At 37.8% G+C, this 23,613-nt stretch carries 21 protein-coding genes; 9 read left to right on the forward strand and 12 right to left on the reverse strand.

Annotation, left to right across the window (positions count from 1 at the left end; translation table 11 throughout):
* The first annotated feature begins 35 nt into the window (after positions 1-35).
* The 6 genes from rarD to proB all read left to right on the forward strand — a co-directional run bounded on the left by rarD (position 36) and on the right by proB (position 6,769).
* Complete coding sequence (rarD, locus tag MMY79_RS04845; RefSeq protein ID WP_252612337.1) at positions 36-983, forward strand: EamA family transporter RarD; 948 nt, start codon at positions 36-38, stop codon at positions 981-983.
* Between the two features lie 216 nt (positions 984-1,199).
* Positions 1,200-2,657: a glyceraldehyde-3-phosphate dehydrogenase gene (locus tag MMY79_RS04850; RefSeq protein WP_252612338.1), complete on the forward strand. Its 1,458-nt coding sequence runs from the start codon at positions 1,200-1,202 to the stop codon at positions 2,655-2,657.
* Between the two features lie 148 nt (positions 2,658-2,805).
* Positions 2,806-3,531, forward strand: a complete 726-nt coding sequence (locus MMY79_RS04855; RefSeq protein ID WP_252612339.1) for an MFS transporter — start codon at positions 2,806-2,808, stop codon at positions 3,529-3,531.
* A gap of 11 nt (positions 3,532-3,542) precedes the next feature.
* Positions 3,543-4,217: a hypothetical protein gene (locus MMY79_RS04860; protein ID WP_252612340.1), complete on the forward strand. Its 675-nt coding sequence runs from the start codon at positions 3,543-3,545 to the stop codon at positions 4,215-4,217.
* Between the two features lie 182 nt (positions 4,218-4,399).
* Positions 4,400-5,620: an Obg family GTPase CgtA gene (cgtA, locus tag MMY79_RS04865; RefSeq protein WP_252612341.1), complete on the forward strand. Its 1,221-nt coding sequence runs from the start codon at positions 4,400-4,402 to the stop codon at positions 5,618-5,620.
* Between the two features lie 15 nt (positions 5,621-5,635).
* Complete coding sequence (gene proB / locus MMY79_RS04870) at positions 5,636-6,769, forward strand: glutamate 5-kinase (RefSeq protein WP_252612342.1); 1,134 nt, start codon at positions 5,636-5,638, stop codon at positions 6,767-6,769.
* 27 nt (positions 6,770-6,796) lie between these two features.
* Here the strand turns inward: proB and MMY79_RS04875 are convergent, their stop codons facing one another.
* Positions 6,797-7,453, reverse strand: coding sequence for an HAD-IB family hydrolase (locus MMY79_RS04875; RefSeq protein ID WP_252612344.1), 657 nt, complete (start codon positions 7,451-7,453; stop codon positions 6,797-6,799).
* Positions 7,420-8,628 carry a DUF1615 domain-containing protein gene (locus tag MMY79_RS04880; RefSeq protein WP_252612346.1) on the reverse strand — a complete coding sequence of 403 codons (1,209 nt, stop codon included), beginning with the start codon at positions 8,626-8,628 and terminating at the stop codon, positions 7,420-7,422. The genes MMY79_RS04875 and MMY79_RS04880 overlap by 34 nt, the downstream gene beginning before the upstream one ends.
* Positions 8,629-8,711: 83 nt before the next feature.
* On the opposite strand from MMY79_RS04880, the gene dusB reads away from it, so the two are divergent.
* Positions 8,712-9,737: a tRNA dihydrouridine synthase DusB gene (gene dusB / locus MMY79_RS04885; protein WP_252612348.1), complete on the forward strand. Its 1,026-nt coding sequence runs from the start codon at positions 8,712-8,714 to the stop codon at positions 9,735-9,737.
* A 37-nt stretch (positions 9,738-9,774) separates the two neighbouring features.
* On the opposite strand, the gene MMY79_RS04890 is transcribed toward dusB, so the two are convergent.
* Both MMY79_RS04890 and MMY79_RS04895 read right to left on the reverse strand, forming a co-directional pair.
* A complete protein-coding gene (locus MMY79_RS04890; RefSeq protein ID WP_252612350.1) occupies positions 9,775-10,821 on the reverse strand; it encodes a nitronate monooxygenase in 1,047 nt (348 codons plus the stop codon).
* A gap of 117 nt (positions 10,822-10,938) precedes the next feature.
* Positions 10,939-11,640, reverse strand: a complete 702-nt coding sequence (locus MMY79_RS04895; protein ID WP_005307417.1) for a VIT family protein — start codon at positions 11,638-11,640, stop codon at positions 10,939-10,941.
* A gap of 265 nt (positions 11,641-11,905) precedes the next feature.
* Between MMY79_RS04895 and MMY79_RS04900 the strand changes: the two genes are divergently transcribed.
* Together MMY79_RS04900 and wecB are read left to right on the forward strand one after the other, a co-directional pair.
* Positions 11,906-13,123: a hypothetical protein gene (locus tag MMY79_RS04900; RefSeq protein WP_252612352.1), complete on the forward strand. Its 1,218-nt coding sequence runs from the start codon at positions 11,906-11,908 to the stop codon at positions 13,121-13,123.
* A 1-nt stretch (position 13,124) separates the two neighbouring features.
* The gene (gene wecB, locus MMY79_RS04905) at positions 13,125-14,267 is read left to right on the forward strand and encodes a UDP-N-acetylglucosamine 2-epimerase (non-hydrolyzing) (protein WP_252612353.1); all 1,143 of its coding nucleotides are present in this window, start codon (positions 13,125-13,127) and stop codon (positions 14,265-14,267) included.
* Here the strand turns inward: wecB and MMY79_RS04910 are convergent.
* The 8 genes from MMY79_RS04910 to MMY79_RS04945 all read right to left on the reverse strand — a co-directional run bounded on the left by MMY79_RS04910 (position 14,252) and on the right by MMY79_RS04945 (position 23,526).
* Positions 14,252-15,172 carry a hypothetical protein gene (locus tag MMY79_RS04910; protein ID WP_252612354.1) on the reverse strand — a complete coding sequence of 307 codons (921 nt, stop codon included), beginning with the start codon at positions 15,170-15,172 and terminating at the stop codon, positions 14,252-14,254. The genes wecB and MMY79_RS04910 overlap by 16 nt on opposite strands.
* Complete coding sequence (locus MMY79_RS04915; protein ID WP_252612355.1) at positions 15,150-16,994, reverse strand: hypothetical protein; 1,845 nt, start codon at positions 16,992-16,994, stop codon at positions 15,150-15,152. Before MMY79_RS04915 ends, MMY79_RS04910 begins: the two co-directional genes overlap by 23 nt.
* Positions 16,995-18,245: a glycosyltransferase gene (locus MMY79_RS04920; RefSeq protein ID WP_252612356.1), complete on the reverse strand. Its 1,251-nt coding sequence runs from the start codon at positions 18,243-18,245 to the stop codon at positions 16,995-16,997.
* Complete coding sequence (locus MMY79_RS04925) at positions 18,232-19,128, reverse strand: hypothetical protein (protein ID WP_252612357.1); 897 nt, start codon at positions 19,126-19,128, stop codon at positions 18,232-18,234. Before MMY79_RS04925 ends, MMY79_RS04920 begins: the two co-directional genes overlap by 14 nt.
* Positions 19,128-19,871, reverse strand: coding sequence for a hypothetical protein (locus MMY79_RS04930; RefSeq protein WP_252612358.1), 744 nt, complete (start codon positions 19,869-19,871; stop codon positions 19,128-19,130). The genes MMY79_RS04925 and MMY79_RS04930 overlap by 1 nt, the downstream gene beginning before the upstream one ends.
* Before the next feature lie 190 nt (positions 19,872-20,061).
* A complete protein-coding gene (locus MMY79_RS04935) occupies positions 20,062-21,504 on the reverse strand; it encodes a deoxyribodipyrimidine photo-lyase (RefSeq protein WP_252612359.1) in 1,443 nt (480 codons plus the stop codon).
* Between the two features lie 117 nt (positions 21,505-21,621).
* Entirely contained in the window at positions 21,622-22,104 is a 483-nt protein-coding gene (locus MMY79_RS04940; protein WP_016137410.1) for a peptidylprolyl isomerase, read from the reverse strand.
* Positions 22,105-22,239: 135 nt separating this feature from the next.
* On the reverse strand, positions 22,240-23,526 hold the full coding sequence (locus tag MMY79_RS04945; protein ID WP_252612360.1) for an NAD(P)/FAD-dependent oxidoreductase: 1,287 nt from the start codon (positions 23,524-23,526) through the stop codon (positions 22,240-22,242).
* Positions 23,527-23,613: the final 87 nt, after the last annotated feature.

Genomic DNA, 23,613 nt, shown 5'->3' on the forward strand with positions numbered 1-23,613 from the left:
GTGTTGAGCTGTTTTTACTAAAGTCTAAGAGGGTGGTGATGTTTAAGGGCGTGAGCTTGTCTGTCATGGCATCTGTCACTTTTGGTGTACTTTATTTTTATACTCAATTGTTAGGTCAGCTTGATAGTCAACAGACTTTTGGATGGCGGATTATTGCAACAATCCCATTTCTCACCTTGTTTATGTGGTGGAGTGGTGATTTAGCATATATCAAAAATATCTATCAGCGTATTTTGGCTAAGCCATCGTTATTATTGTTGTTAATTACAACCTCCGTTTTAACATCAGTCCAACTTTGGCTGTTTTTATGGGGGCCTATGCATGGGCGGGGTCTACAAGTATCTTTAGGATATTTTCTATTACCACTTGTTCTTGTCTTGGCTGGCAGTGTGCTTTATGGCGAAAAAATATCAAAATTTCAATGGGTAGCAATTATTCTTGCAGTCATTGGCGTGGGCCATGAAATCTGGCGTTTAGGAAGTATTGCTTGGGAGACTGCATTGGTTGCAGTTGGCTACTCTGCCTACTTTTTACTACGTAAGACAATTAAAACAGACAATTTAGGTGGCTTCTGGTGGGATTTAGTCATTATTCTACCCATTGCGATTTATTTGACCCATACAGGTTTACTTCCTTATAGCAAATTTATAGACCAACCGAGTCTTGCTTTGATCATTGTTGGGCTTGGAATTTTAAGCGCAATAGGTTTGGGAAGTTATATTCTGGCAAGTCGCTTTTTACCCTTAGTGGTGTTTGGACTTTTAGGATATTTGGAACCTGTATTGCTTGCTTTAGCTTCTTTGGTTTTAGGAGAGAGTATTGGTCAAGAAGAATGGTTTACTTATATTCCAATCTGGTGCGCAGTGTTTGTACTCGTTTTAGAAGGTGCAGTTCACCTTTATCAGCAACGTCAAAAAGCTAAAAATTTGCAGCTCAATATTGCGAAATATCAAAAAAGATTAAAAAATGATGCTCACGATTAGAGCATCAAAATCTAAAAAGTAAGAAAAAGCAAAAATTTAGCTGCTTTAAACAATAAGATAATAAAAAATAATTATAGGTATTTTATGAATTTATGATGAATTTTAGGAAAATCTAGCTACTAACGTCAGCTTTTGATTCATTCTTGTCGATAATTCCATTACAATTACGGGGTTTAAAAAATCACGCCTAGATATAATTAATTAGAGGACGTATCTGTGAGCAAAGACACTATCATCGCCCTGCATGCTGAACACCAAGGCCGTTGGAAAAACCGTGAAGAAATCGCGGAACGTATGATTGCATTAATCGGACAATTATACCGTGAAAAAAATATTGTCGTATCTGTTTACGGTCGCTCTTTAATTAACCGTTCTGTTATCCAAATTTTGAAAACTCACCGCCGTACACGTGTTGTAGACGTTGAGCTTTCTGTTGTGAACACATTCCCAATTTTAGAAGCTTTAGCTCAGCTTGAAAACATTGGTTCAGCAGAAGTTGATATTGGTAAACTTGCTGTTGAATATAAAGAAAAAGGCGGTGATGTTAACGCTTTTGTTGCTCAAGCAGTTGAATCAATCAAAGGTAGCGCAACTTCTGAACAACCTAAAGATGTAGTTCTTTATGGTTTTGGTCGTATTGGCCGTATCTTGGCTCGTTTAATCATTAGCCAATCAGGTTTAGGTCGTGGTTTAAGCCTTAAAGCAATTGTTGTGCGTAAATCTTCTGATGGCGATTTAGCAAAACGTGCTTCTTTACTTCGTCGTGACTCTATTCATGGCACTTTCGCTGGTACAATCGCTGTTGATGAAGAAAACGAAGCAATCATTGCTAACGGTAACTTCATTAAAGTGATTTATGCATCTAGCCCAAGTGAAGTTGACTATACTGAATACGGTATTTCAAACGCACTTTTAATCGATAACACTGGTAAATGGCGTGATGCTGAAGGTCTAAGCCAACACTTGAAATGCCCAGGCGTTGCACGTGTTGTATTGACTGCACCAAGTAAAGGCGAAATGAAAAACGTTGTATTTGGCGTAAACAACACAGACATCTTAGATGAAGACAAAATCATCTCTGCTGCAAGTTGTACAACAAATGCAATTACTCCAATTCTTAAAGTATTGGATGACAAATATAAAGTTCTTAACGGTCACGTTGAAACTGTTCACTCATTTACAAATGACCAGAACTTAATCGATAACTACCATAAAGCAGACCGTCGTGGTCGTGCGGCTACCTTGAACATGGTAATTACAGAAACTGGTGCTGCTAAAGCTGTTGCTAAAGCATTACCTGCATTGAAAGGTAAGTTAACTGGTAACTCTGTACGTGTTCCTACGCCAAACGTATCTCTTGCTATCTTGAACTTAACGCTTGATAAAGAAGTTGATCGTGAAGAAGTGAACGAATACATTCGTCAAATTTCGATTAACTCTAGCCTTCAAGGTCAAATTGGTTATACCAACTCGACTGAAGTTGTATCGAGTGACTTTATCGGTTCTCGTACTGCTGGTGTATATGACGCTCAAGCAACGATTACTTCTGGTAACCGTTTAACTGCTTATGTTTGGTACGATAACGAAGTTGGTTATAGCTGTCAGGTATTACGTATTGCTGAACAAATGTGCGGCGTAAGCTACAAAAAAATTCCAGCAGAATTGAATGCTTAAGATCATTAACGATCTATAAAAATTTTTCACAAAAAGACCCAGTTTAGACTGGGTTTTTTTACAACCGTACAAAATATATGCTGACTATTTTTTGTAAATAAATGAGAATAGGAATTAAGGAAAAAAAGAAAATAGTAAGGGATAGGAATTGTCGCAGTTTAAACGTTTGTTGGTCGTTTTTATATTCATCATTATTGCCAATTTATGTGGTGTGCTCATTGCAATATGGGTGTTTAAGCATTTTAATATTTATATTCCATTGAAGAATCAAGCGGTTGCTATTGACTTGCAAGAACCTCTACAAGTTAAGGTTAAAGTACAAGATGCTTTAAACGTGGATGTGAAAGGGCGGGTAAATGCCAGTATTCCAATTGATGAGAAACTGAATATTCCACTAACGCAAACGCTAACCCCGCGTGTTTACTTCGATAATATGGTGCCGATTAGCACAACAATTCCAGTAAAAGAAACATTAAAAGTTGAGCAAAATTTACCAATCGATACGAAGGTTCAAGTCAGAGTTTTGGGGCGTGATATTACTTTACCGTTAAAGGGATCAATTCCATTAAAACTTGATGTTCCCATTGATATTAATGTTCCGCTTGAACAAAAGGTTCATTTAAAATTCGATGCACCAGTGCGGACAGTATTAAAAGAAAATTTACATATTCCTCTAAAAGCAAGATTAGATACTAATATTCCAATTGAGGGTAATTTGAATGTTCCTGTTAAAACAGCACTAAATGCTTCAGTCGATGTGAAAAACACATTACCTGTGAAGATTGCAAATGGTGAGTTAAAAATTCCTCTGTCCAGTATGAGATTAAATCGGGTATTAGGTTCAGAAACATCACAGACGACAGCTAATCAATAGGGTGGATGCTAATGTTTCGTTCACTCAAGAGTATGCTCATTAGTTTCATTTTAATGACGATACTGGCTGCGGTTATGTTTTGGGTATACCTCAATATTCAAGCTAATTTAGTCGTTTCAGCTCATAATGCAGATATTACTTTACCTGACTCTTTAGAAACAAAGATTCAAGTGGGCAATACTTTACAAGTCCAGTCTATTGGTAAACTTGATACAACATTAGATATAGATCGGCAATTGACTCTACCGCTAAAAGGGAAATATCTGGCAGATTTAAATTTTGCTGTAGAGACACCAATTACAGTAAGTGTTGACTACTCAACAACGCTAAAGATTGATCAGGTTATGCCTCTTGAAACAACGACAGATCTCATCTATCAAAATAAATTTTTGCCAAAATTTCCGCTTAAACTGGATATTCCCATTAAGTTGGACGTTCCTTTTAACTTAAAACGTAGTTATACCATTCCAGTTAAAATTGTTTTTGATGGTCCTGTTTATTTTGAATTTGATGAGCCAGTAAATTTATCGGTTAAACATCAGTTTAAACCAAGTCTACAAGTGAATGATCCTATGGAAATGGGGAATGTCTCTTCATTTAATGCGATTATGTATAATTCGGTTCCAAAAACAAAAGCAAATCTTGATATGCAAATGACCTTACCTCTACGCAATGTTCATCCTTAAAAATTAAATAGTTATCCTGCATTTTATTTTAAGTAAAGCTCGTATTTATGAATCTAAAATGCTTTTAATGACTTAAAGATAAAAACAGATCGTTATAAATGGGAATTGTCCCATTTTCTATTCGAGAATTTTATGAAAATATGGCAGAATAGGCGGTTTTAAAGTTTTTAGAGGATTGGCAGATGCGCTTTGTTGATGAAGCAGTCATTACCGTAGAGGCTGGCGACGGTGGCAATGGCGTAGCCAGTTTTCGCCGTGAAAAATTTGTACCATTTGGTGGCCCAGATGGTGGTGATGGCGGACGTGGTGGAAGTATCTATATTCAAGCTGATGATGATACGAGTACGCTAGTCGATTACCGTTACACACGTAAGTTCCGTGCTGAGCGCGGAAAGAATGGTGCAGGCGCTAACTGTACCGGACGTGGTGGTGAAGATGTGGTTTTAAAAGTACCCGTTGGTACAACAATTGTTGATACAGATTCAGGCGATATTATTGGCGATTTGGTTGAAGACGGCCAAAGAATTCTGGTTGCAGGTGGTGGTGATGGTGGTTTGGGGAATACCCACTTTAAATCATCAACTAACCGTGCTCCGCGTAAATGTACGACAGGCATCAAAGGTGAATTCCGTGAAATTCGTCTTGAATTAAAAGTATTGGCCGATGTTGGTTTGTTGGGTATGCCAAATGCTGGTAAATCAACCTTTATTCGTGCTGTAAGTGCTGCAAAACCAAAAGTGGCAGACTATCCATTTACAACCATGGTTCCAAACCTTGGTGTTGTAGATGCTGACCGTCATCGTTCATTTGTAATGGCCGATATTCCAGGGTTGATTGAAGGTGCAGCAGAAGGTGCTGGTTTGGGAATTCGTTTCCTTAAACATTTGGCACGTTCGCGTATTCTTTTGCACATTATTGATGTGCAACCAATTGATGGTTCAGATCCGGCGCATAATGCAAAAGCAATTATGAACGAGTTAGCTAAGTTTTCTCCTACTTTAGCTAAACTACCGATTGTTTTAGTACTGAACAAACTTGATCAGATTGCTGAAGAAAGTCGTGAAGAGTGGTGTCAGCATATTCTAGGTGAACTAGAGTGGGCTGGACCTGTCTTTAAGACATCAGGTTTATTAAGCGAAGGAACGAAAGACGTTGTTTATTACTTAATGGATCAGCTTGAACAACAACGTGAACGCGAAGTTGAAGATCCTGAATATGCAGCAGAAGTAAGAGCTTTCCGTGAACAACTAGAAATTGAAACACGTGAACAAACCATTGCGGCAAAAGAAGCATATCGCGCTATGCGTCGAGCACAACGTCTTGAAGGTATGTTGGGCGATGATGATGATTTTGACGATGATGAAGACGACAATGATGTAGAAAGCATCTATGTTCGTGACTAAAAAACCGAGGAAAACATGATAGAAGTGGTCGATGGGCAACGTCAGCTCAGTGAGTGTAAACGAATCGTTGTTAAAATCGGATCATCTTTACTCACAGCCAATGGGCAAGGTTTAGATTTGAATGCTATTTCGCATTGGGCGAAACAGATTGCAGATCTACACAATGCCGGACACGAAATTATTTTAGTGTCGTCTGGAGCTGTGGCTGAAGGTATGGTTCGTATGAAGCTTGCGAGTCGACCCACCGATCTACCCAGTCTGCAAGCCTGTGCTGCGATTGGGCAGATGGGTTTAATTCATACTTGGTCTAGTGTGCTTGAAGAACATGGCATTCGTACTGCTCAAGTTTTACTTACACATGATGATCTAGCGGACCGCCGTCGTTATTTGAACTCATGTGATGCTTTGCAAAACTTGATTGATTGGCGTGTGATTCCAGTCATTAATGAAAATGACACGGTATCTACCGACGAGATTCGCTTTGGTGATAACGATACTTTAGCTGCGATGGTTGCAGGTCAGGTTCATGCAGAATTATTGATCATTTTAACTGATCAGCAGGGTATGTTTGACTCAGATCCGCGTCATAATCCTGATGCTAAACTACTCTCTACTGTTCGTGCTATGGACGATGTTTTATTCGAAATGGCTGGCGGTGGTGGTTTGCTCGGCAGAGGTGGTATGGTGACTAAAGTTCGTGCCGCACGTTTAGCTGCTAAGTCAGGTTGTCCAACCCTCATTGCGAGTGGTGAAAGTGATAATGTCTTGTCACGTGTGATGGCAGGTGAAATGCTAGGTACGCTGTTTACTACAGATAAAGACCGTATGACTGCTCATCAACAGTGGCTCGCTGCTCATTTACAAACAGCAGGCCGTCTTGTAATTGATGATGGTGCTGTTGAAGCGATTAAATTAAAACATCGCAGTTTGCTCCCTGTTGGGGTTAAAACTGTTGAAGGACATTTTGATCGTGGCGATGTGGTTGAATGTGTAGATAAACAAGGTAAACGTATTGCAGTAGGTCGAGTGAATTTTAGCTCACGATCTGCTGAAATTATTAAAGGCTTGGCCTCTGATAAAGTTTATCAAGTGTTAGGTGAAGCTCGTTCACTTGAAATGATTCATCGTGATCATATGGCGATTTACTAGATTATTTTAAAATTAAAAAAGCTCGCTTTATGCGAGCTTTTTTTCTGGTGTTAAACGAGGTAGAACACGATCTTCACCCACCATGTATGGATGTGTCGCAAGGCTCAACATATCTAGGTCTTCTGAGCTATTACCATATGCATAAACTTGATGATAATGCTGTAGCGTATATTGCTGATGTACTCTTAACTTCTTTTGTTCGCTACTACAATCTGGGGTGGAGTAGTAACCTGTCATCATGCCATTTTTAATTTGAGTTTCGGTACAAATTAATTCGATATTTAGCAGTTTGCAAAGTGGGGCAAGGTAGACATCAATTGAAGCTGAAACTAACACCACTCGATCTCCGCGTAACTGATGATGCTGTAACTGTGCAAAAATTTCAGGTGAGAGCGTAGAGACTAACTCTTGTGCGTATTCTTCACCTAATCTTTGCAGTTCAATTGCAGGGGTATCTTTGAACATGCTGCGGAATAACTTGGCACGCATAGCATGGGCAGGATAAAAGTTAAGATAGTAGGCTTGAATCCACGGCAGGATTTTCAAACCTTGTTTAACAATATGGCGCTTAGACAAAGCATAAAAGATGAACCCTGTAAAACTATCTTTACTACACAAGGTTCCATCAAAATCGAACAGGGCGAGACTTTTTATAGTCTTATGCGTTTCGCTCGTTGCATACATGATTCATATCGTCCGTTTACGCGGGTTGCATACCAGTTGGTATTATAGTCACGACTTAATTTTGGCCCAGAAATGACCACTTGCGGCATCATTGCATAGATAGGTTCTTTACCTGTCTTTGCTTTATAAAGTTTCGTCAGCGCAATATAGGTTTGAGTACTTTCAAACTTTTTCTCTTTTTCTAATTTAAGGTCATCACGAATTTGTCGTGGGGTAACCAATACATTATTTCTTGCAAATACAGTAATCAGCTCTTTTTCTGACTGGCTTTGAGTCGGGCGTGGATCACCATCTTTTGTGTAAAGAAGTAGATCGCCATCAAGACTGATTTCAGTATCTGTTAGGTCATTTAACATGCTTTGAAAAGCAGCATTACGGCTAGAATACATACCTGAGTTATAGTCTGCAAATCGATAAATGGCTTTATCATAGTCTGCTGGATAAACCATTAAACGATGAATACCATAATATAAACCGCCATATTCAGTATATAAGTCATCACGAAGTGCAGCGGTATTCATGCTTGAACGTTTATTGGCTTTCGCATAGTTAATATGAACTTGCATAGAACCCAAGGTCGTAATAGGGTTCATTTTCTCGCCAATATCTTGCCCAACTAATTTGGCTGCACCTGTTAATGCACTCACATGGTAATGCTTAGCCATAAAGTCGAAAATTTCTCGGTAAAGTAAGTCGAGGTCTTTCTCGGTTTTAACCTTACGCATTTGACTCATATAGTTATTATCGGGAGAAGGCTGAGTTCTTAGCACTTCTTCAAAATAACCAGCCATTGTTCCACCAATAGTTTTACCAAGCTTATCTTCAAATTTTTCATTTAAACGTGTGCTAACTTCTTCAACAGCCTTTTGGCCTAATCCAGGCACTTGAGGGTTGGCAACAAAGTTAGATTCTTGATCTACTACAGCCACAATACTACAGACATTTTTCTTGGTTTTAGGGATCTTCAAGTCGTTCATAATGTCGTCAATATCTTTAGCCCATGACTCACGATCATGTACACGTGATGGGATAAGACGTTTAATCTGTTGGCTTTCTAGTTCAGGCTCATCATTGTTTGACCACCAAGCTTTATCACCACAAGCGGCTAAACTCATGCACACGGCAACCATACCGAATGATTTTAATAAAAAACGGGAAGACAACGGTTTGTTCATGGCGAGGAAAGCACCTGCATAAAAAGATGAGCCGATTAAGCGGATGAAGTATACTATGTTGATCATCAATTGTATGAATATATATGTATATTGGTCCCTATCAACTGTCAAATAATTTAATCGTTGCTCCTATGGCGGGGGTCACTGACCGTCCATTTAGAACGCTCTGTAAGTATTTTGGCGCAGGCCATGCAGTCAGTGAAATGATGACTGCGGATAAGACTTTGCGGATGAGCAAAAAGAGTCTCTACCGTGCAAATTTTGACGGCGAACTCGCTCCAATTTCTGCTCAAATTGCAGGTTCTGATCCTGAGCAATTAGCAGAAGCTGCACGTTATCAAGTGGCAAATGGTGCACAAATTGTTGATATCAATATGGGGTGTCCAGCCAAAAAAGTATGTAATAAACTCGCAGGTTCGGCATTATTACAAGATGAAGATTTAGTGGCACGAATTCTTGATGCAGTGGTCACTGCTGTTGATGTTCCTGTCACATTAAAAACCCGATTGGGATTTTTAAATGGTCAAGAAAATATTTTAAGGGTAGCAAAAAGGGCAGAAGAAGCGGGGATTGCTGGATTAGCTTTGCATGGTCGTACTCGTGAAGACATGTATTTAAATACAGCACGTTATGATTTGATCAAACATGTCAAAGAATTAATCAATATTCCACTTATTGCGAACGGTGATATTGATAGTCCTGAAAAGGCAAAATTTGTGCTCGACTATACAGGTGCTGATGCAATCATGATTGGTCGTGCTGCTCAAGGGCGACCATGGATTTTCCGTGAAATTGCTCATTATTTAAAAACTGGAGAGCACTTAGCCGCACCTAATATTGAAGAGGTGAAGCATGTGCTGCTTGGACATTTATCAGAACTGTATCAATTTTATGGTGAATATTCTGGATGTCGTATTGCCCGTAAACATATTGCTTGGTACACAAAAGGATTACGTTCAAGTAACGAATTCCGCCAAAACATGTATAAAGTTGAAAGTACTGCTGAACAAGCATTAGTGGTCGAAAACTATTTTAATCAGCTATTAGCTGAAGGCAATTTAATGAGTGATGTACAAGTTGAGCAGGTTAACTTATTAGAAACGCATTAAAGAAAAAGCCAGTAAATGTTTACTGGCTTTTTTAAATTTACTCATCTTCTAGCATTTCTACCACTAACTGATTAACTAAATCGGCAGCAGCTAATTCACGTATTTGTGAGACATTACTACCTGCCCAAAAAGCACCGAAGCCATAGTCTTTATTCTTACTTGCAATTGCATTTAATTGCTTGGCCAAATCATAGGTATATGGATATTCTGGTTGAGGCGGTCGATTCGGTAAATCAATTTGTGTGTGCCAATGGTTGAGCAGGCCGCGGGCCGGACGTCCAGAAAGGCTAGCACTAATTTGGGTCACAGGCTCATTAAATAAAGCTTTACGGTATTCGACAGATGCATTTGAAGATGGACATTGAACGAAAGCAGTTCCGAGTTGAACAGCTGTAGCTCCTAAACTCAACATATGTCTTGCTTGTGCGCCGTTCATAATGCCACCAGCGGCTACCACAGGTCGTTTGCAATGTTTGACAATAAGATGTACTAAATCACTCGTTTTAATCGCTGCATCAAAAGTCTTATTAAAGATTCCACGGTGTCCGCCTGCTTCAATCCCTTGAGCAATAATAATATCAATACCAGCCGCTTCAATAGCTTGTGCTTCGACCAAATTAGTAGCAGAAACCATGGTTATAATTCCAGCATTTTTTAACGCCTGAATTTGATGCGGATGGGGAATACCAAAATGAAAACTGACAGCTTTAGGTTTAGTTTCTAATACGACATTTAGAAAATCATCGTTATCAAGAAAACTTGGATAAATACAGTTCAAGTTTTGAGGAGGCTGTTCTCCGAACTTTTCAAACTGTGGTCGTAAATATTCAATCCATTGTGCTGAGGTTTGAGAATTAAGTTGTTCGGGTTGATGGCAGAAAAAATTAACCTGAAATGATTTTTCTGTAAGTGTTTGAGTTTTTAAAATCTGTTCTCGAGCACTTTGCGCTGTATTTGCTCCCAGCCCTAATGACCCAAGACCACCCTGATTAGAAACTTCTGCGGCAAGTTCAGGCGTAGACACACCCGCCATAGGGGCAAGAAAAATTGGATGTTTAATTTCAAGTTGTTGTAACAGGGTCATTTTATTCACCTCATTTCTTTCTGTTCACCATAACGTGAAATCAGAACCAAGAGCAAATAATATTGGGCATTTAGTTTTTAAATATTTAGTTCTTAAATATTCATAAGTTCTGGTTTTTTAAAGTGGAGTAACATGAAACAAAGACCCGATCCAGCTTGAAAAAGCCATTGCTAAAATTCCCCACAAGGTAATGCGTAAACTTCCTTTAAGCTTAGAAGTACCCGCAAAATGACTTGATAGCGCCCCTAAAAAAGCTAATGAAATAATGCCAAATATTAAAACTGTTTTTTCGATCCAGATATCTGGACTGAGTAAAATAGCGAGCATCGGAAACAATGCCCCAAATGAAAATGAGCCAGCTGAAGCTAATGCGGCTTGAACAGGATTTGCTGCAGTATTTTCATGAATACCAATTTCATCACGTGCGTGAGCACCCAAGGCATCATGATTTGTAAGTTCAGTCGCAACTTGTCGAGCTAAATCAGGTGCTAAGCCTCTGGCTATATAAATTTGGGTGAGCTCATCCAGTTCACGTTGCGGATGCTTTTTGAGTTCTTGTGCTTCAAACTTTAAGTCTGCTTTTTCAATATCTTCTTGTGATTTTACAGAAATATACTCTCCGGCAGCCATAGAAGTCGCACCAGAAATTAAACCAGCAATACAAGTAATAAGAAGCGTATGAGCAGTGGCTCCACTTGCAGCCATTCCCATGATTAGACTAGTAACAGAAATAATTCCGTCATTAGCACCTAAAACGGCTGCCCTTAACCAACCTGAGCGGTGAATAAAATGATGTTCTGGATGTTGGGAAAAGGACATGACTTTACCTTTTTTAGTTATAAATTTTTATCTTATCCTATAAGATTATTTACAATAATACGATTAAAAAATGTGTCATTATAGGAAAAACAATCAGATAAGTACTTTTCAAAACATAATATAAAAGGAGATAAAATGAACGACTTATGGAACCTACCTACTTCCCCAAATAGTGTAATTTATGAGTTTAATTATAATATTTATTGATTAAATTTTAATTCTATTTCTAAGCATACATTCTATCTACTTTATTCTAGAGGTCTCAATGAATAGCAAAACAATAAAATCTCTAACCCGTTCCTTTATTGTTATTGGTTCGATCTGCCCAGCTTTAGGCCTCTTAGGTATGGAGACTACCTTTGCTCAAGAGATTGTGAATCAAGAATATAAACCGGGTAATCCGATTTATGATAAATGGGATCAATTTTATAAAATTGAGAAGACTCAACCTGAAAATGCCGAAAAGTTATTATTAGAACTTGGAGAAATGACACCACAAGATATTAAAGTCTGGAAAAGTTTAACTTATTTGCAGATTAGATTAGGGGAGCAAGAAGCAGCTTTGCAAAGTTTAAGAAAAGCAGAGGCATTAGACCCAGCAGACGATAATTTAAAACTCCAAGAAGCCTATCTGCTTAACTCTCAAAAAAATAATAAAGAGGCTTTGGTGGTTTTTAAGGGGCTTACACAATCTAAAGATGCGGATATTGCCAATAAGGCGACACAGGCCGTAAAGAATTTAAGTGGAGGGGAAGTTAAAACTTATTTCCGTGATGTGTATTTTGCACCTTCATATGAGTCACGTTACGACGATGTGATTTTTCCACTTAAAGCCCGTTATGGTAAGAATCTTGATAATGGTCGAGCACAGGTTTATGGCTTTTTAAATCTAAACCGAGATACTCAGTCTCAGGGCGGTGTACGACCTGAAATTATTGATGAAAATGCAGTAACTCTAGGTGTTGGCGCCAATTATCAACCTTGGACATCTATACCTGTGCGCATGTATTTAGAAGTAGGTGGAAGTTACGATCTGATTGATCGAAATAGAGATAAATTTCGTGAAAGTGTTGTCGGTGGGGTGACAGGGTATCAAGAGTGGTATTCTCAAAATAATTGTAATCATTCACTTTGCTTTAATGATTACTTCACTGATTTATATGGTAATGCAGCGACTTATTCTAGAGAAGATTATAACGTTATTGGCGATTTACGCTTACGTACGGGTTTGAATGTCTATAAAGGCGAGAATGGAACTGTACAGGCTTATATGAAATTGCATGGCTTAGCTGACAGTAAAGATGAATATTACAATAATTTATTTGAATATGGCCCAGGCATTTCATGGCAGCCTTTTAATTATCAACCGATAAAATTACGTGTTGAACGACTATATGGCAATTACTTTAAAGATGTACCAGTAAATACGAAAGATCATTACAACAATACCCGAGTAGAACTCGTCTTTTATAAGGATTTCTAAAATGAAGAAAATATTTATATCTATTGTATTTGGAACCCGTCCTGAATTAATCAAACTTGCCCCTGTTATTTTATTGGCAAAACAAGACCCTCGCTTTCAAGTTGAGGTGATTTTTACTGGACAACATGACGAACTGGTAAGAGATGCGATAGATTTCTTTGGGGTTGAAATTGACCACCGCCTTAAAATTATGAATGCTGGGCAAAGTTTAAATCAGCTATTAATACACGGTTTGAGCCAAATCGAGAATGTATATACTGATGGGCAAAAAAGAGATGCAATTGTTATTCAGGGTGATACAACAACTGTGTTAGCAGCTGGCTTAGTCGCATTTTCAATGAAAGTTCCTGTTGCACATGTCGAAGCTGGTTTACGTTCTTATGATTTAGATCATCCTTTTCCAGAAGAAGGAAATCGTCAGTTGGTTTCACGTATTACCAAATGGCATTTTGCTCCGACTGAACAATCAAAAAGAAATTTACTCAATGAACAAATTCCACTAGAACTCATTACTGTTACAGGTAATACCGTTGTTGATGCTGTGTATTTAGGACGTAAATTAATTTCTGAAAAATCTGATTTGAAGAACCAGCTTGAACCTTATGGAATTCAATTAAAGCAAGATGACAAAGTTGTGCTTATTACGGCTCATCGCCGTGAAAACTTTGGTGATGGAATTCAAAATATTTGTAATGCAGTTGAGCATTTAGCGAAGGGACATCCTGACTTACATTTTATTTGGCCAGTTCATTTAAACCCAGCTGTACATGATGTCGTCCATAATAAGTTTAAAGACCATCCGCAAATCCATCTTGTTAAACCATTAGACTATCCAAGTTTACTGGCGGTCATAGACCGATCTACTTTTATTTTGACGGACTCAGGTGGTTTACAAGAAGAGAGTCCATCATTTAATAAGCCAGTTTTAATCTTGCGAGATACTACAGAACGCCCTGAGGTTGTTGAAGTGGGAGCAGGTGTTTTGGTGGGTACAAATCAACAAAAAATTATTGAAGAAGCTGAAAAACTACTTACTGACCAGCAGCACTATGAGAAAATGGCACATGTAGAAAATCCATTTGGTGACGGGCAAGCAGCCCAACGTATTCTTGACCAAATTGCTAAATCTTATGAATTAGCATAATTGTGAGTTAAAAGTTTCTTCTCACTTATGGAGGTATTCTTGCCCCCATAAGTGAAGCGATACCACAAGCTCACAATATTGACGCACCAGCGATTCATGTAGTGTGGTCCATCAAAAATATAGACGGTTTTTCCTTCATATGCTTTTAGTTGAGAAATAATCTCCCAAGGATATGCAGCTCTAAATTGCCCATTTTTTTTAACTCTAAAGGCTTCTAACACTATAATTACTTTATCTTTGCCAAGCTTTTGTTCGAGTTGATCTAAAATATGTTTGGCTTGCTGAGGAGAGCGTACACCTACACCAACGCCATCTTGGAAGAAAACGCCGTTATGTTCTGGTAACCAGCTTTTAACCCATAAATCATAATGTTCGGGTTCGCGTTCACCACTATAAATACTCACCCAAACTGGTACTGGAAGTTTAGCTAAAACTTGACCTAGAGCACTTACTCTTAACCAAGTCGGATCTGCTTCCACTGGAAAGTAATAACCTTTAGGTTCAGTTTTTTGCTCTTTTATAATTTCAGCAGATTTTTCTCCTAACTCAGTGACATTTGCCCGAGCTTTAGGTTCATTATATTCGCCTGCTAATCCTAATATTAGATTTTTAGCCCAAGGCTCTTGCTTAATTTTTTCTAAATTAATAGCTTTTTCCCATTGAGGAAAGTTTGATTCTTTCCACCATGATTTAGACTCAACAACAGACCATTGGGGGACAAATGTGTTAACACCTAAATAGTGCCAGTTTCCCTCTGGTGGGGTAGTGTTATTGTCGGGCTGCCAGAAAATTCCTTCAATATTTGGGGCTTGTCCTTGATGTTTGAACAGCCCCGCATAAGCCATAACACTACATATAATTAAAATAATAAAAGCAGCTATTTTAATTGGTATCTGTTTTTTCATTATTTCGTCTTAACCAGTACCACAAGAAGATAATTATTATCATGATTGCAGAGATAATCACAACTAATAAGAAGAAAGAAGATTGTTGAACTAAAGGCGCTTTTTGATTTCCGACAATGAGCTTTTGTAAAACATAAATATTTCCATTTTCTGAAACCAACATTTTGGTCACGTTATTTGGAATTTTATGCTGTATTTTTTCCCAAAGGTGCATGAAAGCTTGTGCGCCACCTTGTGAGTCGGTAATCACATCAAAGCGGTTATTGTTATAACTGACAATGAAACCATTTTGGGCAGCAGGTGCATAAATAATATCTTGATGCATTAATACCTGTTGTTGATAAATATCTTTATTCACACGAACATTTATTGTTTGCGGAGCACTTGGCGAATAACGGACTAGGTTAAGTGGCATTGGTGCTTGGGTTAAAAGCATTTTTTTCGCGGTTTGACCTAATACAATAGCGATATTTAACGCACCAGATTGATCATCAATCGCAATAGTCGGAGTCGTTGCTAAAGTCATTGAAATTGCGGCTACACCATTTTTGAGTTTATGTGGCAGCTTTAGGGTAGATTTAGCTGTATCAATCCAGAGTGAGCCATGTGCAGTGGGTAAACACTGAGAGTTAGCAATCACCGAGTTTTCTAGCTTTAAACTAAAATTGGTCGTATTAGAAATCGCTTTTGCAAAAATGTTGAATTGTCGGTTTACTGGATCGGAAGCAAGGTCGGCTGTTTTCATACTGCCAGCAAGTCCGCCATCAAGCCAAGCTGTAATATTTGAACCTTGCAATAAACCACTTTGAATACGAAGTGCAATTTGCCCTTGCAAGATATCAGTTGGTTGCCATACTGCTGGGAAATCAAGGAATAAGTTCTTTTCCGCGTGATTTAATCTGAAGTCCTCAATGCCTAAATCGGCAAGTGTATTGATTTTTTTAAATTGTGCCCAAGCTGGGGTGGAGATTGTAGTCGGAAAAATGGCACTTCCTGTATCAAGTTGCTCTACATATGAGGGATTAATTAGTCCATTTATGGCAGCAGTGAGTTCTTGTGGGGTGTGATAAGTAATTGAAAGAGTAGCCACTCCATCTGCTGGTTTTGCAATTTGTACTAAAGCACCTCCTTTGAGTGGTGTAGCTGAGCGAATCACTTCAATAATGAAATTTGTTTCATCATTTAAATTAGTTTGTCCAGAATCAACCCATTCAATTGGCGTAATTGAAGTCCATGAACTTGCTAATCTAGCCAGCATGGAAGCTTCTATAATCTCTTTACGGTTATATTTTAAAATACCAACAAACGGAGTAGGTCGTCTCGCTTGTGGATTAGCTAAAGCATCTGGTAAGTCTTTTAAACGGTATACATTACGAATAGGCGTAAAGTCGAGTTGAGAATTGCTTAAATAAGTTAAGTGATCAATATCTTCTGTACAGAATGTTTCTTTGGTTTGATTCAGCGTAGTCGGTTTAGCATACTGTTGAATAATAAAATCTAAACGATGAAAGCCACTCTGACTTGACGGTATATCAAATTTGAATTGACCATCGCCACTCAGCGTAGTGTTATAAATGAGTTTATCATCATATTTTACGAGTAAAGTTGTATCACTTTCAGTGGAATAATCACTTGAAAATTGAATGTTTTGCCACTGGGCACCTTTTCCAATATAGAAAAAATGAGGCTCGACCGTATATTTAGTTGAAGTACTAATATCGTCGAGTTTCCATATGTACGCATGAGCAGACATAGTGAGCATAAGACTGGTGCTGGCAAGGAGCACTTGAGCTGTTTTGTAAAGATCAAAAGTCTTTTTCATTTATTTTTTCTCCTTGCTACGTTCCGTTTTGTACCATTGAAGGGAGTTGCCCTGTATTTTATTTTTAAGCATGTCATATGCGGCTTTAAAAACAATAAATAGAAATATTTGTGAGTAACTTACATAAGATAAAACAGAGTAAAAATAGAGTTCTGGTTTAACTTTTTCTAGTGAAAGGGTAAACCACATTTGTGCAACATACAGGCAAAACGAGAGGCCCCATAGTAATGTGAAAGGGCCTGGAACTGAAATGCCGGCTATACCCAGTAACCCAAGCGTCAAGGTAATATGACTCCAGAATAAAGCGGGTACGAAAAGTATGTAGCACATAATGTTATTTAGAATTTCAATTCCAATAGGAAAAGGTGTTCTTAACGCTACTGGTAAATATTTACGAGTCACATAAAAATTACCTTGAGTCCAACGTGAGCGCTGTTTAACAAATACACTTAAAGAGGGTGGATCTTGTTGCCAACCAATTGCGTAGGGAACCCATTTAATTCGTTTTTGGCCGATAAAAATCCGGAAGCTCATTTCAGTGTCATCGACCAATGACTTCTCATCAAAACCACCCAAGGTTTCTAATGCATCACGCCAAATGACATAGTTGGTACCCATCAATGTGGATAGTTCAAAACGTTGCCAACGACCGCCTTGGAAAATCCATTGAAAAAAGATGAACTCAATGGCAATAAAGCGAGTCAAAATACTATCTTGCCAATTACGGGTTCTTACTTTGCCATTTACAGCCACTAATTTTTTATCTGCAAGTAGTGTTTGAGCTAATAAACGTACGCAATCGGGTTCAGGTGTACTGTCTGCATCATAAACAACAATGAGTTCACCTTTGGCATGGGGTAAGCCATTATTCAATGTTCTAGATTTACCTTTACCTCCCATTCCTTTAGGAACATTGACAATTTTTATGCAAGGATAAATCTGTGCTAAATTTTCGGCGATTTCTAGGGTGTTATCTTTAGAACCATCATTAATCAGCAAAACTTCATATGCTTCGGTTGGATAATCCTGTTGTGCGATAGCATGTAAAGTATCTTCAATGACTACGCCTTCATTATAGGCAGGAATCAAAACACTCAAAACGGGCCATCTATCGGGCACAGGTAGATTCTGCAATTCTTTTTCTGCTGTTTTTGAGTATTTCCAAGCCTGATAACTTAGCCATGCCCAAAATGCTTGTGGAATCCAGATGCCTAAAAAACCAAATAGGAAGAGAATATCAATGGGAGCCATTTGATTTAACCCTCCTAATAATAGATGAGATCAGCAATAACAATAAAATCACCCCGACGACCAAGGAGATCCATGAAATATAGCTGCCGAAAGTACCAAGTAGGTCAGGATAGGTCGTGGTTAAAATAAGATCGAGTGGAACTACGACTGTGCTTAAACCAATAAAAAGATATCCAAGAAAACTAGTGTTTACATGTTGAGGGGTGCTTATGTATTTAATATTATTAAATTTCCATGAAATACCGAGTTGAGGATATCGAATATTTGTGGTCGGAAGATCAGCAGGAGGGTTAATAATAATTTCATAGCCCGAAACATGGCCATTAAAACTTTTAGCTGAATAAAATAAGTGCTGCTTTTGCTTAATCTCTCTAGAGGGAAGAGGAAGTTCCAGTGGATTAAACTGAACAATATAGCTGCCAGCGGTTTGTGAAATTAAGTTTTCATCCCAGCCTGTTGAAACAAAAGCAGCCATAGGCCGTAAACCAATTGCAGTCGAAAAGGTAGCTTTGGCAGCAAAATATTGGGGTTGTTCAGATTTATAAAGTACAATCGGAATAGCACCTTGACTCACCGCTTCTTTTAATAAGAAATAGTGAGAAAAGCTAAAAACTTCATCTGGTAATATGATGCCTGGCTTTATCCCTTTATGAATAAGCCTTTGAAAACTATCGGAACTGATTTGATCAATTGTAAAAATAGGCCACCATGTGTCCTGAGAGGGGAAAAACATGGAAAGGTCATTAATATTTTGGACTTCGGTTTTTGTTTGTTCAGCTTTAATTTCACAATGATAATATTGACGATAGAATTGTTGTAAAGTGCCATCTGGATATTGGCTAGAGGCAATAATAATTCCACAAATATTAAGAAGATTAGACATTAAGTAATCTCCTCTTCAGGTGGAATTTGAATAATTTTATATTCGACTTCAAGTCGCAAAGTCATAATTTCTTTTAACTTTTTAATAAATTCAGGTTCTTCTTCTGTTTTTTGCTTACGAATAACAATACTGTAGATCGTTTCTAGATCATCATCAGCAAATTGGAAAACAATTTCTTGTGGATGATGCTGGCTCAAAATTTTAATCATTTCATTTTGAGTTGTTTTCCATACATCATCGCCTAACATTTCTTTAATTAAGCTTCGGTTGAGAACCCTAATTTCAAAGACTTCATAGTCTTGTATGTGGTGGTGATCAAGAAGTTTAAAGAAACTACGTTGGAAATATTTAAGCGCGCTAAGCGGGAAAATATCACGGCGATAATTTCGATCATAACTTTGTATATCACGATATTTTTGGACGTTAATTTCAATATTGTGGCGTACAGCACTCAGAAAAAGAGGAATGAGAGGGATAATAAAAAGTAAAAGGAGCTGACGTTCAATATGTGTTTGTGCTCCTAGGTCGAGTAGAAAATATACTGCAACGCCTACGAAAGCGATTAAACCAACAATTAAAGATGCGCCGACTTCTAAAAAAGCCCCAGAAATTAACAGAATAAGAATGAAAATCCAGCTTCCTCTAAAGCTTACAGGCAGCCATTCATATGCCACCATCCCCATAAATAGATGAGCTGCGATAATCCATAAGACGAGTGTTCTTCCTGGGTTCTTTTGTTGCATGCGAGCTCTGGCTACCTTTTGTAATGTTAATTTTTATACTTTTATAATGAACTGTGATGATTTTTGAATTTATTGTTGTGTTTGTCCTTTTATAAATCCCTTTAATATTATTTTTAGAGTAAAGTCACAATATAGTCAAATTTCTCTTATTTTTTTAATCAAAAATAAACAGATAAGACGTAATTCTTATCTAAATACTCTTGAAAGTTTCAATTGCTTTCATACGAGTTTCTTTCAAATCAACAATTGGCTTTGGATAATTCAACTGAAGGTTCGCTTTAGTTGAGTAGGGTTCATGAATCACTTTATTGTCTAAATGAGCTAATTCATTTACCCATTGACGAATGTAGTCTCCGTTTGGGTCAAATTTCTTAGATTGAGCAATAGGGTTAAAAATTCGGAAATAAGGTACAGCATCAGTTCCAGTTGATGCACACCATTGCCAACCACCATTATTTGCTGCTAAATCACCATCGATTAGGTGTTTCATAAACCATTGTTCACCTATTCGCCAATCAATCAGTAAGTTTTTACATAAAAACATAGCGGTAATCATGCGGACTCGATTATGCATCCATCCTGTTTTTTGTAACTGACGCATGCCCGCATCAATAATCGGTATACCTGTTTGGCCATTTTGCCATGCGGTTAGGTGCTCTGGATTATGATTCCACTTAATTTTCTGAGTATCTTTTTTAAACGGAATGTGTTTAGAAACATGTGGAAAATCAAATAAAATATGTTGATAAAATTCACGCCAAAGAAGCTCATCTAACCATGTTTGCTGACCTTCGTTTGCCAGATGGAAGTTGCCATGTTCAGCTCGAAAAAGAGCTTGTAAACATTGACGAATAGACAAAATTCCAAGATTTAAATAGGGTGAAAGTTGGCTAGTTCCTTTTGCATTTGGAAAGTCACGCTCTAACTTATAGGCAGATAAATGATCTTCAATAAATAGGTCGAGCTGCTCCAGAGCAAAATTTTCTCCAGTCGGCCATAAGTCTTGCTGCTCTTTAGAAATAGATGAGTCAAAAAAAGCTTCAATATCTTCTAGACCTAAACTTTGTATATTTGAAAAACAGTCTGGATTAGCTTTTTGCTTTTCAGGAATTGGATAGCAATGAGGCAAACCGCTTATATCTAGCTTCGAATAGCATGCTTTTTTGAATGCACCGAAAACCTGATAGGGTTGCTGTGACTGATTGCGAATGGAACGTAAAGGGAAAATCGTACGGTCATGAAATAAAAAAAGTTCTTTACCTTGATGATTTAAAGCCTGCTGTACAGTTTTATCTCTTTTTAATTCATTCACGCCCACTTCTATATTTGAGTAAACATTTTCAATATGAAGTTGATGTGTGAGTTCGCAAATATAATCTGCAATATCTTTCCAGTAGGGAATGACTTGAATAATAAGTGGAATATTAAGTTGTTCTAATTCTTTTTTAAGTTGTTGAAGCTGACGTAAATAGAAATTAATTTTTATAGGTGCATCGTGATGTATTTTCCATTGTTCTGGTGACAAAATAACTAACCCAATTGAAGGTCCTTGTTGGCAAGAATGCCATAACGCAGCATGATCCCGAACTCTCAAATCCTGACGAAACCAAATAAGCTGATTTACGTTTGACATGAAAGTGACCCTTATAAAGTTGAATGAGTTAGAGGTTTTTTATCAAGATATTATATAAAAATAAATACATAAAAAAAGCAAAGCCGAAGCTTTGCTCTTATCATCTTTAAAGATGAATTAGTGGTGGTGACCACCTGCACCGTGTACATGACCGTGATCTAATTCTTCTTCAGAAGCTTCACGGATTTCTACGATTTCAACTTCAAAAGTTAAATCTTGACCAGCAAGTGGGAAGTTAGCATCAACAACAATGTTGTCACCTTCAACAGCTTTAACAGTTACGATCTGAACGCCGTCATCTGTTTGAGCTTGGAATTGCATACCAGGTTGAATGTTTTCAACACCTTGGAACATTTGAGCTGGAACTTCTTGTACTAGGTCTGGGTTGTATTCGCCATAACCTTCAGCTGCTGGTACATTAACAGTGAATTTTTCACCAACAGTTTTACCTGCTAATGCATTTTCTAGACCAGGAATGATATTGCCTGCACCGTGCAAATAGGCAAGTGGTTCACCTTGAGATTGATCAAGTGTTTCACCCTCAGCGTTTGTTAATTTGTAGTGGAATGAAACCACGTGGTTATTTGCAATAGCAGTCATGTTTTTGATCCATTCAATCAATTAAAGCGTACATCATAAAGTGAAAAATAAATTTTGTAGACTACAAAATCTTAATCTTTGTCACTTTTTCTGATGCGTTTTTATATAAATAGGGATGAACTTAAAAAATTCAACTTAATACAGCTTAATTTTTGGACGTACGCGTCTTGTAAGTAAATCTTTCATTGTGAGTAGTCCAGCTTGAGTGTATCCATGAATCGTTGCTTGATGTAAACGATACAAAGATACGTACATGGTTTTTGCAATATAGCCTTGCACACTCACATCACCAAGTAATTCTCCAACGGCTTTATTACGACTTAAAGACACGAGAGAACCTTTATCGTTAAACGTGAACATAGGTTGTGAACGATTGTTTAATCGGGCAGCGATAGCATCGACTAAAAAGCTTGCTTGTTGACTTGCAACTTGAGCACGCGGGCCAAGTGGAGGGTGTCTTGCATCAAGTTGGCAATGAGCACAGTCACCAAAAGCAAAAACATTTGGATCAGAATAAGTTTGCAACGTTGCATAGACCATTAAACGGTTAATGTTATCGCGTTTAAAATCAGTGAAATTTTCTAGTACTTTAGGTGCTTTTACACCCGCCGCCCAAACTGTAATGTCGCTTTTTAATTGACTGCCATTACTAAAATAGATGCAATGTTCATCAATTTTTTCAACGCGATGTTGAGTTAAAATTTCAACGCCCATTTTCTTGAGTTGCTCGGCACTGTGTTCAGCAGTTTTATCACTTAGAGCAGGTAAAATGCGCTCAGAGGCTTCAATAAGGGTAATTTTAACTTGGTTGGGATGAATCTTTTTTAAGCCATATTTATAAAAGTTTTTGGTTGTTTCAATTAACTCGGCTGCAAGTTCTACACCTGTTGCTCCCGCACCAACGATTCCAATATTTAAAGTCCGCTGATTTGGCTGATTTTGAGCTTCAATATAAAGATGTAATAAATCTTGCTGGAAAACATCGGCTTGCTTTCTGCTATCGAGAAAATGACAGTTTTCACGTACACCCGTGGTATTAAAGTCATTTGATACTGAACCAAGCGCTAAAATAAGTGTGTCATAACTTAGCTCTTGTGGATGAGTTTGTTGATCCTTAGAAACTTGAGGAGGAATTAACTCAATTAACTTTTTATCTTTATTCACTCCCACTAATGTTCCGAGCACAAATTCATAATGATGTTTTTCTGCATGTGCAAAATAGTTAGTTTGTTCTTCATGTGGGTTTAAAGAACCAGCAGCGATTTCATGAAGCAAAGGTTTCCAAATATGGGTGAGGTTTTGGTCAACCAATGTAATCTTTGCTTTACGATTTTTCCCAAAAGTTTCACCGAGTTGTGTTGCTAGTTCTAAGCCACCAGCACCACCTCCAACAATTACAATGTGATGTAAATTTTGGGTCATTTTTTCACCTAATTATTTTTCTATAAAAAAAGATGGCTAAATTATGCCATCTTTTATTTATAAAATTTATTGTGCATCTGTGCACAA

This window comes from Acinetobacter sp. XS-4 (genome assembly GCF_023920705.1).
In the GTDB taxonomy this organism is placed as follows: domain Bacteria; phylum Pseudomonadota; class Gammaproteobacteria; order Pseudomonadales; family Moraxellaceae; genus Acinetobacter.